Genomic DNA, 15,301 nt, shown 5'->3' with positions numbered 1-15,301 from the left:
GCGTTAAGGATAGAAGTGGCATCCTTTTTTAAACTTGTGCCCAGAGGTTCTCGAAGAGTACAAGTTTAAAAAAGATATAACGGACTTGCCTGCTCACCGCAGGTAGGCAGGTAGCCCGCTCGAACGCCCTAATTATATCTTTAGAAAGGACGTGCTGCGGCGAATTCCTGAATTTCTGATTTCATTTTGGTCAGATAGTCAATATCATCATATCCATTTAGCATATTTTCTTTTTTGTAACTGTTAATTTCAAAAAATTCTGATTCGCCCGAATCCTTAATTGTAATAGTTTGCTGAGGTAAATTGACTTCGATTTCTGTAGTAGGATTTGCCTCAATCGCGTTAAAAATTTTTTCTAAAAATTCTGGACTTACCTGAACAGGTAATACACCAATATTTAAACAATTTCCTCTAAATATATCTGCAAAAAAACTAGAAACCACACATCTGAATCCGTAGTCATATACAGCCCAGGCAGCGTGTTCACGAGAAGATCCTGATCCAAAATTTTTACCACCTACAAGAATTTTACCACTATAAGTAGGGTTGTTTAATACAAAATCTTCTTTTGGAGTATCATCACTGTTATATCTCCAGTCTCTAAAAAGGTTGTCCCCAAAGCCTTTGCGTTCTGTTGCCTTTAGAAAACGTGCAGGTATGATTTGATCCGTATCTACATTTTCTATAGGCAATGGTACTGCGGTTGAGGTTAGTATGTTGAATTTATCGTATGCCATGTTTTAATTATGAATTATGAATTAAGAATTGCGAATTCAGGATGATCATTTGATTCTTTCTTATGTTCTGAATTCAACTTTCCAAACTCTGAATTACTTTTATGCTAATGCTTCTTCTAATAATGTTCTTGGGTCAGTTACTACTCCGGTTACTGCAGTGGCTGCGGCTACGAGCGGACTCGCCAATAAAGTTCTTGAACCTGGTCCTTGCCTTCCTTCAAAATTTCTATTAGAGGTACTAACTGCCAGTTTTCCTGCCGGAATTTTATCAGCATTCATAGCCAGACACGCAGAACATCCAGGTTCTCTTAACGAAAATCCTGCTTCTGTAATGATATCTAAGATACCTTCTTCTTTAATTAAAGCTTCTACTTCATGGGATCCTGGAACCAACCAGGCCGTGATGTTTTCAGCTTTCTTTTTTCCTTTTACAATCGATGCGAACGCTCTAAAATCTTCAATTCTACCGTTCGTACAGCTTCCTAAAAAAACATAATCTACAGGTTTACCAATCATCGCTTCTCCCTCCTTAAATTCCATATATCCCAAGGATTTTTTGTAGGTAGCAATACCACCTTCTACCTGAGAGGCATCCGGAATATTGTTCGTTATTCCAATCCCCATGCCTGGATTGGTCCCATAAGTAATCATAGGCTCTATTTCAGCGCCATTAAACGTAAGCTCCTTGTCAAAAACTGCATCTTGATCTGTATATAAGGTTTGCCAATATTCCATAGCCGTGTCCCAAGCTTCTCCTTTTGGAGTTAATGGTCTTCCTTTAATATAATCAAATGTTTTCTCGTCCGGGGCAATCATTCCGCCTCTTGCACCCATTTCTATACTTAGGTTACATACCGTCATACGACCTTCCATCGTCATATTTCTAAACACATCACCAGCATATTCTACAAAATATCCCGTAGCACCTGAAGTGGTTAATTGAGAAATGATATACAATGCTACATCTTTTGGGGTAACTCCAAAACCAAGCTCACCGTTCACATTAATTCGCATCTTCTTTGGTTTAGGTTGCATGATACATTGCGTCGATAACACCATTTCTACCTCTGAGGTACCAATACCAAAGGCAATCGCTCCAAACGCTCCGTGCGTTGAGGTATGAGAATCACCACATACAATGGTGGCCCCTGGTAATGTGATCCCATTTTCTGGTCCAACTACGTGTACAATACCATTTTTTTGATGTCCCAATCCCCAATGAGAAATGCCCCATTCTGCAGCATTTTTCTCTAAGGCTTTTAGTTGATTTGCTGATAGCGGATCTTCTACCGGTAAATGTTGATTCAAAGTAGGAGTGTTATGATCGGCTGTTGCGAACGTTCGTTCTGGATATAGCACTGAGTTTCCTCTGCTTTTCAATCCTAGAAAAGCAACGGGGCTGGTCACTTCATGAATGAAATGGCGATCAATAAAAAATACATCAGGTCCATTTTCTATGTTACGTATTACGTGTGAATCCCACACTTTATCAAATAATGTCTTACTCATTTTATGATCTATATTTATGATGCCTTGCGCATTTTCTTATTAAAATGTTAAAAAGGAGGTAAATTTACGAGTTACAGAAGATATCAGCTAATAAAACAGCAAAGAGGGAAGTAGTTTTAAGTATATCTCAAAATAAGCTGTGATTTTAGATAATTTGATAAAAAAGTAGCCAATTTTGACAAAAGCTTTTATTCTTTAATTGGAGTATATGATTTAAAATCAGATGGTAAGAAAAGATGATATAAAAAAAATGTTAGTTTTTGTTAAATATGCTTTGTAAAGCTAAAAAAGATTGTATATTTGCCGTCCAATAGCGCGGGATAGAGCAGTAGGCAGCTCGTCGGGCTCATAACCCGAAGGTCACAGGTTCGAGTCCTGTTCCCGCTACTAGATAAAAGCTTCACAGAAATGTGAAGCTTTTTTATTTTATGTATTTATTGTTACTCATATCGCCCTTATACAGACTCGGGATCAAAACCAATTGTTGTGTTTATGCAAATATTCTAGTTAATCTAAAGAGGAAGAATTCTACATTTTTCACATCTATAGACTGTGCTCTGAATGCTTTTATCTTTGCTACCACGATATCAGAAAGATCTGAGCAATATTATGAATATCGTCATTTGGATCTTGTCCGAGGATTGCATTATACATTTAGAAAGTACAGCTCCCAAACTCACTTTATAGACTCTTTTAGTAATAGCCCTCTCACTGCCTTAACTTTCGGAAAAAGAGGGCCTTTGTAGTAATATCAAAGAGACCAGATAAATTAAATCATACAGTAGTTTGAGAAATATATCCTCTTAAACGTTTTTAGTCAAATACATAACGCTCGTAAGAAGGTAATACTTGATTCAACCCCCAATCGTATTCTTTATAATCTAAATCCTGATTTTCTCTAATTTTAACATTTGAATATTGATTGATGAATTTGACAACGTCACCATCATTCACTTTAAAATCCCTTCGATACCAATCAAATAATTGAGAAATACGCACTTTAGATCTGGTAATTTCATTACGTGTTGGATCATTTATAAAATCCCTAGTTTGTTTATCAAGAGCTTCTTCCAGATTCTCTGCGGTATAGGCTCTATTCCATACTACGGGACAAGAGATTGCGGCACAATTGATAGCGAAATGTATCCTTGGATCATCAAATTTTCTTAAAATTTTGTGTTCTAAGTCATTTAGGCTGTACCATTCCCCATCTATCTTAAAAAACTTTTTTTTCCAGGGTTTTTTCAAGTTTGTTATACTTTTTAAGGGATAACTATCGATAATTAGTTTTATGGTATATGCGTTATACGCATTAATCCAATATGCCATACGCTCATTTCTTGTCCATGTTTCGTTAGGTTTGTTTTTTGATAGTTCCTGAAAATAATCATATAGCAAGTAACTGTTTTGCATAAAACCATCGTAATCCACTAATCCATTTCCGGAAACATTTAATAAGAGTGCTTTATCCCAACTGGTGTGGTCGAATTTATTTTGACCGATTATAGTGGTACACATAATTAATGCGATAAATAAAACTGTAAAATTCTTCATTATATATTTTTTTAAAATTATTGTTAATGTGATATTACTTTTCTGTGATACTTTTGATCTGTAGTATTACACATCAATACATACGAGAGAAAAGACAGTTAGGTTTTTGCGAGAATGTTAAAGTTTACTTAAAGCTTTTTTAATGAAACACTTGCTTTGCAGTCAATATTGCCAAACGTTCAGTGAAAAGTGTAGTTCAGAGCATAAAACGCACCCGCTTTAACTTCAAGTGCTCACGAGAACGATACGTTTAATAAATGAGATTTAGCAAAATTTTGATTAAGAATAAGAGCTTACGTAATAGGAAATCAAAAATGGTACTACTGTCTTTTTTACGTATCAAGCGAACCTATAAAATAAAGTTTGAACCAATATATGAATTGACTTTTTTAACGTATAAAAAAACGGCTATGTAAAAACATAACCGCTCTTCGTCCTAACTTCTAAACCTACACATTACATATTTGGTAAAAGGACTTGATCGATAACATGCACAATACCATTGGTAGTTTGAACATCTGGAATGACCATATTTGCCGGACTCATATTACCAGAACCGCTAACTGTAAGAACGCCATTAGTATATATGCCTAAAGTGATAGTATCTTCGCCTAAAGTATCGAAACTACCCGCAGATAGCTCTGATGTAAATTTATCTGCGGATACATCAGCAAACACATGATTAAGTAAAACAGCAGTAACGAGCTCTTGGGGTAATTGCCGTATATCAGCTGGTTCTGTAAATGTAAGACCTAATATAGTACCTAGATCTATAAAAGCCTGATCAGTAGGGGCAAAAACAGTGAAATTAGCATCAGGATTACTTAGGGCGTCAATTAAATCGGTATATACAACGGCTTCCACAAGAAATGACAGTTCTGGATTGATAAAAACGGCTGCATCGTTCAGCGCAAGCGCAGATTCTACTACGTTCCCACCTGTTGCAATCATGATTTTGTCGATTACATGAACGGTTCCATTAATCGCATTTACATCGGTAGCCAAAATTTTTGATCCGTTGATAAAGAGCTCATTGTCGCGGTTTACAAAGCGTCGGTTTATACCTAATGCCGACATTGACATATCTCCTTCCGAAATATTACTCCCTGCTAAGTTTCCGTTTGAAACATGATATAAAAGAGTGTTTGTCAAAAAATCTTTCTGCAGCACTCCCAGTGTGTTTTCGTTGAGACCCAGTCTTGCAAATGCATCATTTGTAGGTGCAAATACGGTATAATCTCCTGATGGGTCATTAGGGTTCGGATTACTTAAAGTGACTGCGACACCACCGGTTATAGCGGCTTCTTCTAAGGTACTAAAATCAGGGTTGCTCACCGCAATGTTCGCAATGGTTGGCTGTACATCTTCGTACGCACTTTGCGTTTCGCAACTTGAAATAAAGGTTGCAAAAGCGAAAAGTAACATTAAATAGTATGTTTTGTATAGTGTATTCATAATTTTAAAATTTATTGGTTAATACTAAAACGAGTAGGTTAGACCTCCATAAAACCCTGTTGATACACCTACATTTCTTCCGGCGACGTAGGTGTTAGCTCCTCCTGAAATACCGAAATTATTAATCACAGGAACGTAAGCATTAAGCCCTATTCTCGTATAATTTACCTGCGTAGCAGGAAAGAAACCATTAAAGCCTTCCCCCAAGATATCAACTCCATCCTGAGAGATTTGATTGGCTACATATACATCTACATAAAATTTTTGTGCAGCGTATCCTAGTTTTAGCTCATTAAAAAAAGCATCCGGTACATCGTTGTTTCTGATACTATATCCAATTTGAGCCGTAGCAAAAAAACCAGAATTGTGTTTAAAGGTTAAAACACCTAAAGTATTGATGTCCGTAGATCGGTTTCCAATCGCTATAATGGATTGTAAACCTTCATCCACTTCATAATTTCCCACAGGAAATTCAAGCCCCAAACTTCCTATAAAATCGAGTTTACTTTTCCCAATTTTTGCAGTGTAAAATCTATATTTGGTATACAGACTTAGGTCTTGCAATCCTTCACGTACATTTTCGAACCCATTATTTTCTTGGTTAGCTTCAGATGCGTCACCTTTAGCTCTTATAAATGGCAAATTGGCTATTACCATAAAATTATCGGTAAGTGAATAATCAACATACAGCGAAGTAGCGCTGATATCCACTTGATCAAATACAGGGACACGGTCCACTTTTTCAGGAACTAGAAAAACTTCGTCATAACTTTCCATAGATTGGGATAATGTAATACTTCCTTTACCTTTTTTTTTCATAAACCCGTCTATTGGGCTTTGGGCGAAACAGAATGTAGACGCCATTAAGGCTGAAAACATTATAATTGTTTTTATTTTCATAATTTAGATTTAGAATTCACTTTACTTACGAAGAATTCTGATGTACGGTTTTCTAAAACTTGTTAAAAAAAACTTAATGTCAATTTATTTACTGAATACTATTGAATTTTCTTGTTTTCGTTTACCGGGAGTTGTAGAAGAAAAGCTATCATTAGAAAGGCCCATAAATACATTTCGTATTTGAGTTAAAAATTGAAAGATTTCTACCTTTTTTTCTGGTATAAAGTTGTAAAAACTTTGCGAAACAGTATTTTGTAGTTCTATTGTTTTGAAGAGGATTAAACCAGAGCGTGAAATCTAAAATTCGATATTCGTCAGCTCGGTATTACTATAGGCAGCTTCCTATAACATAACACCTTCCTATTTAATTCTTCCAATTAATAGTACCGACACTTCCAATAAAAAGTGACCGACATCAGTGTCGGAAAAATGATAGCATTGTGCGGTTCTGTTACATCTTCATCGAGTGTTTGCCTATAATTTTGTCCTCAGAAGACGAACATATAAAGCACTATTTTGAATATAAAGTAATTCCCTTTAAAGCTGATTTTTCGTCTTCAACTAATTTCCAGATGGAATCTATAATAATACTATTGATGTTCCTATCTAGTAACAACAGAAAAGAAAAAGATGAAGAAAATGTATAAAAACCCGAAGAAGAAGTATTTCCTTTTCATTCTGATCGTATGGATCTTCGGTTGGTCGTATGATAAAATAACTGATCCCACTGAAGCAATTCAATATAGTAGCATACAGCTTGATGAAACAAACGACAGTATGGTAACAGATATAGATATTGACAACGAGAACCTTGATCGTGAAAAGGAGCTCTTAGTTGGAAACAAAACGAGACCTTATAGCTATCGAAGAAAAGCCAGGAAGCAGTATCAACCTATTTTTCAAAGCGAAAGTAAAAAGTTGAATACTATAAGAAGGTAATTTTTAGTGGGTTTCAGGAATGACACGTAAATATCTTTCCCTTTCAACCCTGTTTTTTTCCTTCTCACAGTATTTCTTTTGCCGGACAACGCATACGCAGCCTACTTTAGCCAAAGAATTAATAACCCTTAATATTTATAATTATGAAAACGATTTTAAACCTAAGAACGGTATTCACAACAATGATTTCTTTTATTAAAGAATTGCCAACCGCGGCACATTATGCACAACAACGATAAACGAATTCTATTGATATCAGAAAGTAGATACGTATAATATTCATAAAAGTTTAAACAGTGAATCTTCTAAAACTGATCATCAATAATTGAAACTATAAATAGTAATTAAAATGAAAAATTTTCTAATCACATTATTCGCTTTTACTGCTCTTTTCGGATTCATAAGCTGTGAGCAGGATGATACAGACGATATTGAAATCGATATTAGAAACATTAATGATCGCCTCAGTATAGCACGAGAAGAACACGAAAGGCTTTTGGACTCCATTACCGTACTTATTAGTTCCTTAGAAAATGATGCTGACTTTAATGTAAACGCCCTTAAAATGAGTCAGAACAATAGTTTGTTTTTTTCGATTGCCAGACAACCGGAAGTTGCCGAAGATCTTATTAGTGCATCAGAAAGTAGCTATAGTAATTTTACAGAACTACTGCCATTTTCTGACGATGTTATTTTAGAAAGAGGAATTGCCATGGGTAGTTTATTTATAGGAATGGCAAGACAGCCTTCTGCCAGTGATATTCTTAACATTGCGGCAGCTCAATTTCTTGGCGAGTTTGATGAGGTGCCGATGAGTGATGACTTTTTTGTCAACGGTAGATCAAGAGGGCTAGCTCTTAAGGATTTATTTGAAGGGGTAGCAAGACAACCGGAAGCATTTGATACTCTTGTAAATACTGCTACTCGATTCTTAGGCGATTATGATGCGGCTATTTTTGATAACGAAACAAACACCGTAGTAAAAGAATTTGCCATAGATGGACTTATTGAAGGTATTGCCAGAAACCCGGAAGCTATTGATCAATTAAATTCCATAAGTATTCAGTTTTTGGGATTTGCATTTATAAATGATCAGGGAACGTTCATTGATGAAGATATAGCTACGCTTGCAAAAAGAATACAGTTTTAAAATTTTAGATAACAAACAAAATTTCTACAGAAATACATTCAAAAACAAAAAAAACTAAGCAAAATGAAAAAACTAACCTTAACTCTTATCGGAATCATCATCTTAGGATTCGTTAGCTGTAGCGATGATGGATTGGATGATATAAATAATGATCTGGATACTATCAGAGAAAACGTAAACCTGATTGAAAATCAGAACGATCAGCTACTGGATTCAATTACAAACTTAATTGAAGATATTGATGAAACCAATGACGAAAATGCCGAAAGAATTAGAATATTGCAAAGAGGAGAAGCTATAGCTAATCTATTTCAGTTTATTTCCAGAAACCCTGCTGCGGTTGAACAACTAGCTAACACGGCTACACAGTTTATAGGAGTATTTGATGCTTCGCAATTATCAGGGGATGTGGCTGTTGATGGACAGGCCAGAGGTATTGCATTGAGTTCATTGTTTGAATCCATAGCAAGGCAACCCGAAGCCTCTGCTGTACTAATGGACACCGCAACCAAATTTTTAGGGGATTATGATCCTGTTATATTTAGTAATGAACTTAATGAAGTAGCCAAGACATTTGCCATCAATGGATTGACAGAAGGATTGGCAAGGCAGCCGGAAGCCATAGAACGATTTAGAGAAGCGTCGATTCGATTTTTGGATTTTACGTTTTGATTTTTCAGAAGCTATTGAATTTTAGCTACACGATTAACAATATATCTCAATACTGAATAGACCATTTTTAAGAAAACAAGAAAGCACAACTAAATAGTTTGATAAAAGTATAAACAAGGAAAGAGGAGAATTGTAACTAAGTTCGTTTTTGGTTTATTTGTAGAGATGAGATCCCGTTTATATGAGCGGGGTCTTTTTTGTTTTAATCCTTAGTATAAAGCCCCGATCTTATCGAATAAAAACAAAATAAAAGTATGCATTGGTTTAGCTAATCTATTTCTTATGATACATCGAACACCTAGGTGCCCGGCAAACAGGAATCTTTGTTTTTAAACTGACCCCAAGATGTAGTCAATGTGGGATCGATATTTATTTTCAAGCTAGTTTCTCAATTGTTTTAAAAATCTTTATACCAAAACGCTTTAGAATTACCTCTAACGTACTTGTTACCATTTATATGAATTATGTTATTTATAATTAAATATTATGAACTTTATATTTCACAATTACTACTAAGATTTCCTTAACAATTTATAAGATTTTTTAAAACTTTATAAAGTATAAAAATCTAGTAATCAATTTTTTATAAAAATTTCGATTGTTTTTTGGTTTGGTTGTTGCTAGGAGCTCTGTTAAACTAAACATAAAAAAATAAATACATTAAAATAACTTATAAAAATGATAATAATTATAAATAAAAATATATGAATTAAAACTCGTAAATTGAGGTAAAATGGTCAAACTTAAAAAGAAAATACTATGAAGACACGTATTTTATTGTATGCCGGAATCTTGATATTTTTATCCAACTGTGCAGTGATACGACCCGGAGAAGCCGGGGTTAAGCAAACTCTGGGAAAACTTTCAGATAATGTCGTTACACAAGGCACCATGTTCTATAATCCTTTTGTGAGTAGAGTTATAAAGGAGTCTACACAAACAAACAATATTAAATTAATCCTCAGTCTTCCTAGTAAGGAAGGATTAAGTGTGAATTCTGAAATTTCAATTCTCTACAGATTGGAACAGAATAAAATACCTAGTGTACTTGAAAATTTAGGCAGAGATTATGAGTCTATCATAACCAGCGTCTTCAGGTCAGCTTCTTCTGATGTATGTGCCCAGTTTTTCGCTAAAGATATGCACTCTGGTATGAGAGCAAATATAGAAGAAGAAATAAAAGTTAAAATGAAGGAAAACCTGGAGAAACAGGCCGATGGGATTGAACTTATAGCAGTACTTATGAAAAGTATACAGTTACCTCAAGGTTTAGCAAATTCAATAGAAAGAAAATTACAGGCAGAACAGGATGCTATGCGTATGAAATTTGTAATTGATCAGGCAAAATTAGAAGCAGACAGGAAAATTATAAATGCAAAAGGAGAAAGGGATGCTCAAAAAATATTGGCAGAAGGTCTTACCAAAGAAATTATAAGGATACGAAGTATTGAAGCTTTTAATAAGCTTTCTGAATCGCCAAATAGTAAAGTGATCATTACAGATGGTAAAGCACCTTTTCTCATAGCAGGAGACGATTAGTATAACGCAAACTTTAACCAGATGAGGTTGTGGGGGGTATTGCAAAAGCCTGAAAGGGTTATAATAAAAAGCTGGTTTTATGGTAAAAATTGAGCAAAACAGTTTATGCTTTGAATTAAACGGTTTATAAAAAATGAATACTCTATGAATGGAGTTGACATTGTAATAAACCTTGAAAATTATGAATTATTAAGGGGTTTGCCATATGTGAGGATGTTGGTTTTGTGAATAGATGAATGTTGAATCTCAAAAAATAAAGAATATGGAAATAGTTTTTGAATATCATAATGCGGGAAGTAGCAAATTCTTATCATCGCTGGCTAAAAAGAAAATAAAAAGACTTATTAAAAATTATCCTTTTGTGGCGAAAAGCTATGTGCTTTTTAAAGAAGAGCTTAGTCTTAAGGAAAAAGGACGCGGATACATCTGCGGAATTCGCCTTAGTAATCCCGGGCCGTTACTGTACGCTTCATCACATAATAATGATTTGCTAACCGCTTTTAATGAAGCAATTGAAAGTTTAAAAACACAACTCAAAAAGCGTAAGGCTCTTTTATAAAATAGGAAGTAATCAACACTAATAGTGTTCTGATTGATTGTTTATTTGTAGCCAACAAAAAGGCTGTTCCTTATTTTCCGAACAGCCTTCAATTTGCGATAGAGATTTGTTAATTTAAATGGATTTCGTAAAATACATTTGGGTTCAGCCAAAAATTGAGGTTGTAATCAAGGAATAAATTAGTAAAAGCTAAAAAAGGTGACCTAATGATAGATCACCTTCATTAAATAACTACAACACTCGTTTTATTTATCTAAAACCAGTTCTGGCTCGTTGATAGTTGTTTTTATTTCGAATTGATTACTTGTGTTTTTCTCACCGCCTGCTTTCAATGCTTTTTCGCCGGCAAAGAAAGTCTTGTGATCATCTCCTAAATCAGAACCAGCCATACGTTGGTGTTTTACACAGGCAACTCCTTTTCGAATTTCTTGGCGTTGTACAGAACTTACGTAGGCCAACATTCCTTTGTCGCCAAAATACCCTTCTACCAGATCATTCATATGTAGCGCCGTAGTATGATATGTTGGTAATGTAATTAAGTGATGGAATACACCAGCTTCACGAGAGGCATCAGCTTGAAAATTTCTAATCATTTCATCAGCTCTGTTGGATAATTCAGTACCATCATATTTAGCATCCATAAGTTCGGCACGGTTATATGCAGAAGTATCTTCTCCTTGTGCTACCATCAAATCAAATGCTTGTTGACGGAAGTTGATCGTCCAATTGAAAGAAGGGGAATTATTGTATACTAATTTAGCATTTGGTACCTGTTCCTTTACACGATTTACCATATGTGCAATCTGTTTTACGTTTGGAGTAGGAGTTTCAATCCATAATAAATCTGCTCCATTCTTTAAACTTGTAACACAATCCAATACTACACGATCGATATTTGAACCTTCTTTGAATTTATATAAACCGTTTGGTAATCGCACCGGACGTACTAATTTACCATCACGTTTAAACAATACATCATTTTCATTCACCTCTTCCATCGTAACTTCTTCTGCTTCTACAAAATCCATATACTGTGATGCCAAATCTCCTGGTTCTTGAGAAACAGGGAGTTTTTGAGTCAAACCGGCACCTTCAGAATCAGTTCTGGCCACAATGATACCGTCGTCTACACCTAATTCTAAAAATGCATACCTAAGAGCATTTAATTTAGCGATAAAATCTTCGTGTGGTACTGTTACTTTTCCATCTTGATGACCACATTGTTTGGCGTCGGACACCTGATTTTCAATCTGTAATGCACAAGCCCCGGCTTCAATCATTTTTTTAGCTAAAAGGTAGGTTGCTTCTTCATTACCAAAACCTGCATCGATATCTGCAATAATAGGTACTACGTGGGTTTCAAAATTATCGATTTCATCCTGAACATCTTCTCCGGCATCTAAACGGCGGAACAGATCATTTAATTCTACAGCATCCGCCTGACGTAAAAACGTATAGATCTCTTCGATCAATTTTGGAACAGATGTTTTTTCGTGCATAGACTGATCAGGCAAAGGTCCTAATTCAGAACGCAATGCAGCAACCATCCAACCAGATAGATATAAATAAGTTTTATCGGTGGTGCCCTTGTGTTTTTTTACTGCAATCATTTTTTGCTGCGCAACAAAACCGTGCCAGCAACCTAATGATTGTGTGTAATTTACGCTATTGGCATCATATGCTGCCATATCTTTACGCATGATAGACGCTGTATATCTGGCAATATCTAAACCTGTTTTAAATCTGTTTTGTACTGCAATACGAGCTGCATTTTCTGGTTTTATTGTAGCCCAGGTATTTCCATATTTTGTTTTTAACGTTCGTATGGTATCAAGTGCCGAATTATAAGTAGTCATAATGTTCTTCTTTTAAATTTTATATCAAGGGTTAATGTTTATTTAGCTTTTGTTTTTTCCACATTGTAGTCGATCGTATTATTAATAGCCCAATTGGTGACCAATGTTTTTGTTTTTACTGTTGATTTCATCCTTTTAGTTTTTATTTATTAATAATTCGAATTCTAATAGCTACAGCGTGGCATCTACCAGATTCTTTTTTTGTAATACCATTTACAAACACCGTAGTAAATTATTTACAGGACAATATTAAAAAAAAGTTTTTGATTAAAAAAGCGAACGTTCGCTAAAATTATAAAAAACTTGAAAAAATAATGTTCGCAAATACTGATTGTTCGCTAAAATCAAGTTTTTATAAAGGGGTTGAAATAAAATTATTTAATCTGATAATCAGTCACATATACATGTTCTTTTAGCTCTTTTCTTTTTGATCTGATTTAAAATTTTAATTTGTTTTTTAAATCATTTTTTTTAGAATTTAGGAATAATACTTAATTGAAAAATCGATAAGATCTCATTTTTTTTTGGGAATTGGATGCTTTTTTATCTGACTTCATTTATTAATTATAGTTAGCTTCAAGTATTTTGGCATAAATAAAATCCCAAAATATTTCTGAAGCTTTTTTGCTATTTCATTTATAAAAAAAGGGTATTCCGATTTGTTTTATCATTGCAGTTGGAGAAACAAATGAATGTGCCCTGTTTTTCCCGGATTCAACAGAACAGAGATTTTTTATGATTTTATTATCGAAAATAGTTGTGATATCTCTTCATTTTTTAATACCATGAATAGGTAAGCATAAAAAAAAGTATCAGAAGTATGTCGGAATTTAATGTAGAATTATTAAGAAAAATTTCAATTGGTTTAGTTGTTTTATTTCTAAGCTTTTTTCTAATCTTTTTTGTTTTGCAACTCATAGGGAATAATAAAAGAGTATTACTTCCATTGGAATTTGTAAGGCGTATAAAGGTTCCTCTTTTTTTGCTATTGTTTACAACTACTTTACACTTAAAGTTTATCAAAAGCATTTTCTCTGTCGATCAATTTAGGATTGTGAAAGGTATAACTACGGTGCTATACATTATTGCATTTACGTGGTTTGTTATTGTTTTCATTCGAGTTCTTAAAAATCAAATTATAAAAAGTTATGATGTGAATGTAAAAGATAATCTCAAGGCTAGAAAAGTGTTAACCCAGTTTAATATTTTAGAAAAAATATCAATTTTTATTACTGTAATTTTTGCTATAGGAGTTGGGTTAATGAGTTTCGAAAGTATTCGTAGTGTTGGGGTTAGTATGCTAACATCAGCAGGTGTAGCCGGTATTATTGTTGGGTTTTCTGCGCAAAAAGCGCTGGGTACAATTTTAGCGGGGATTCAAATAGCCTTTACGCAACCAATACGATTAGATGATGTTGTAATTGTAGAAGGAGAATGGGGGATAATTGAAGAAATTACCTTAACCTATGTAGTCGTTAGGATTTGGGATAAAAGAAGATTTATAGTTCCTACAACGTATTTTATAGAGAAGCCTTTTCAAAATTGGACAAGAAGTACATCAGAACTTTTAGGAACTGTTTTCATACATACTGATTACACAATCAACATAGATATATTAAGAAAAGAATTGACAAGAATTTTAAAGACTACGAATTTGTGGGACGGAAATGTGAATGTTATTCAGGTTACCGATGCCAAAAAAGATTCTATAGAAGTTAGAGCATTGGTTAGTGCTGTTGATGCCAATAATGCTTGGGATCTACGAGTATACGTTCGAGAAAAACTGGTTTTGTTTTTAAAAGAAAATTATCCCGAAAGTATTCCAAGAACAAGAATCTTAATTGATAAAAATGAACTTACGTCTTAAGACTTTAGTGAATATAAGTGTTTAGAACTGCAAGTTATGAACACTCATTTTTTCTTTCGATCTATTCATACTAGTTAATGGAAATTAAAAGTATAACATCAATTAAATTTATTTTAGTCAAATACTTTCTATAGAAACTATTTTTTAGTATCTTTGCAGAAATGGTTAATAATAAAGGTTTTTGTAATCATTTTCAATAGAATAGTAAGTAGTCATATATGCCTCAAAACATAGAGTTTATAGAAAAAAATAATCACTCTTCAGAAAATGGATTTTTCGTAAGTAGCACCAAAGTATCTAACGAAAGATTCGAGTACTCTAATTTCTATAGATTATGTGCTCTCTCTATTTATATTAGTTCTCTTGTGTTCTAATCCGCTCAGGCTAAGATTTAGCGTATAAGTCAGAGAGTTTTTGACTTATTTCTTGTACATATTTCTTTTTCCACTTTTAAAATTTTATCAATTTCCTAGATGACTTTAGGATTGACATAAAAAAAATATACCAGACTTTAAAAGGTTTTCAAAATTGATGGCCTATAAACTACTTACTCGCAGCGAATCG

General features: G+C 34.1%; 12 protein-coding genes and 1 tRNA gene. 7 read left to right on the top strand and 6 right to left on the bottom strand.

The features are described from left to right. Window positions 1–140: 140 nt before the first annotated feature. Both leuD and leuC read right to left on the bottom strand, forming a co-directional pair. Window positions 141–737: a 3-isopropylmalate dehydratase small subunit gene (leuD, locus tag ACE94K_RS00975; RefSeq protein WP_378178644.1), complete on the bottom strand. Its 597-nt coding sequence runs from the start codon at window positions 735–737 to the stop codon at window positions 141–143. A 99-nt stretch (window positions 738–836) separates the two neighbouring features. Continuing rightward, on the bottom strand, window positions 837–2,246 hold the full coding sequence (leuC, locus tag ACE94K_RS00970; protein WP_378178641.1) for a 3-isopropylmalate dehydratase large subunit: 1,410 nt from the start codon (window positions 2,244–2,246) through the stop codon (window positions 837–839). 314 nt (window positions 2,247–2,560) lie between these two features. Between leuC and ACE94K_RS00965 the strand changes: the two genes are divergently transcribed. After that, window positions 2,561–2,633, top strand: a tRNA-Met gene (locus tag ACE94K_RS00965). A gap of 426 nt (window positions 2,634–3,059) precedes the next feature. On the opposite strand, the gene ACE94K_RS00960 is transcribed toward ACE94K_RS00965, so the two are convergent. The 3 genes from ACE94K_RS00960 to ACE94K_RS00950 form a co-directional block, all read right to left on the bottom strand. Further along, the gene (locus tag ACE94K_RS00960; RefSeq protein ID WP_378178638.1) at window positions 3,060–3,800 is read right to left on the bottom strand and encodes a DUF547 domain-containing protein; all 741 of its coding nucleotides are present in this window, start codon (window positions 3,798–3,800) and stop codon (window positions 3,060–3,062) included. 456 nt (window positions 3,801–4,256) lie between these two features. Next, window positions 4,257–5,255 carry a fasciclin domain-containing protein gene (locus ACE94K_RS00955; RefSeq protein WP_378178635.1) on the bottom strand — a complete coding sequence of 333 codons (999 nt, stop codon included), beginning with the start codon at window positions 5,253–5,255 and terminating at the stop codon, window positions 4,257–4,259. Between the two features lie 24 nt (window positions 5,256–5,279). Continuing rightward, window positions 5,280–6,074 (bottom strand): hypothetical protein, encoded by a 795-nt coding sequence (locus ACE94K_RS00950; RefSeq protein WP_378178632.1) that lies wholly within the window; start codon window positions 6,072–6,074, stop codon window positions 5,280–5,282. 711 nt (window positions 6,075–6,785) lie between these two features. Here ACE94K_RS00950 and ACE94K_RS00945 point away from each other — a divergent pair. From ACE94K_RS00945 to ACE94K_RS00925, 5 genes are all read left to right on the top strand, one after another. After that, window positions 6,786–7,094 carry a hypothetical protein gene (locus tag ACE94K_RS00945; RefSeq protein WP_378178629.1) on the top strand — a complete coding sequence of 103 codons (309 nt, stop codon included), beginning with the start codon at window positions 6,786–6,788 and terminating at the stop codon, window positions 7,092–7,094. Window positions 7,095–7,443: 349 nt separating this feature from the next. Beyond that, on the top strand, window positions 7,444–8,244 hold the full coding sequence (locus ACE94K_RS00940) for a hypothetical protein (protein ID WP_378178626.1): 801 nt from the start codon (window positions 7,444–7,446) through the stop codon (window positions 8,242–8,244). A 63-nt stretch (window positions 8,245–8,307) separates the two neighbouring features. Beyond that, entirely contained in the window at window positions 8,308–8,916 is a 609-nt protein-coding gene (locus ACE94K_RS00935) for a hypothetical protein (protein ID WP_378178623.1), read from the top strand. A 759-nt stretch (window positions 8,917–9,675) separates the two neighbouring features. Continuing rightward, a complete protein-coding gene (locus tag ACE94K_RS00930) occupies window positions 9,676–10,455 on the top strand; it encodes a prohibitin family protein (RefSeq protein WP_378178620.1) in 780 nt (259 codons plus the stop codon). A 262-nt stretch (window positions 10,456–10,717) separates the two neighbouring features. After that, window positions 10,718–11,014 (top strand): HPF/RaiA family ribosome-associated protein, encoded by a 297-nt coding sequence (locus tag ACE94K_RS00925; RefSeq protein ID WP_378178617.1) that lies wholly within the window; start codon window positions 10,718–10,720, stop codon window positions 11,012–11,014. Window positions 11,015–11,259: 245 nt separating this feature from the next. On the opposite strand, the gene ACE94K_RS00920 is transcribed toward ACE94K_RS00925, so the two are convergent. Next, window positions 11,260–12,870 (bottom strand): isocitrate lyase, encoded by a 1,611-nt coding sequence (locus tag ACE94K_RS00920; protein ID WP_378178614.1) that lies wholly within the window; start codon window positions 12,868–12,870, stop codon window positions 11,260–11,262. 1,054 nt (window positions 12,871–13,924) lie between these two features. On the opposite strand from ACE94K_RS00920, the gene ACE94K_RS00915 reads away from it, so the two are divergent. After that, complete coding sequence (locus ACE94K_RS00915; RefSeq protein WP_378178611.1) at window positions 13,925–14,737, top strand: mechanosensitive ion channel family protein; 813 nt, start codon at window positions 13,925–13,927, stop codon at window positions 14,735–14,737. Window positions 14,738–15,301: the final 564 nt, after the last annotated feature.

This window comes from Aquimarina besae, assembly GCF_042434905.1.
GTDB lineage: Bacteria > Bacteroidota > Bacteroidia > Flavobacteriales > Flavobacteriaceae > Aquimarina.
The sequence above is the reverse complement of the archived record's forward strand: the minus strand, read 5'-3'. Positions and strand labels throughout refer to the sequence as shown.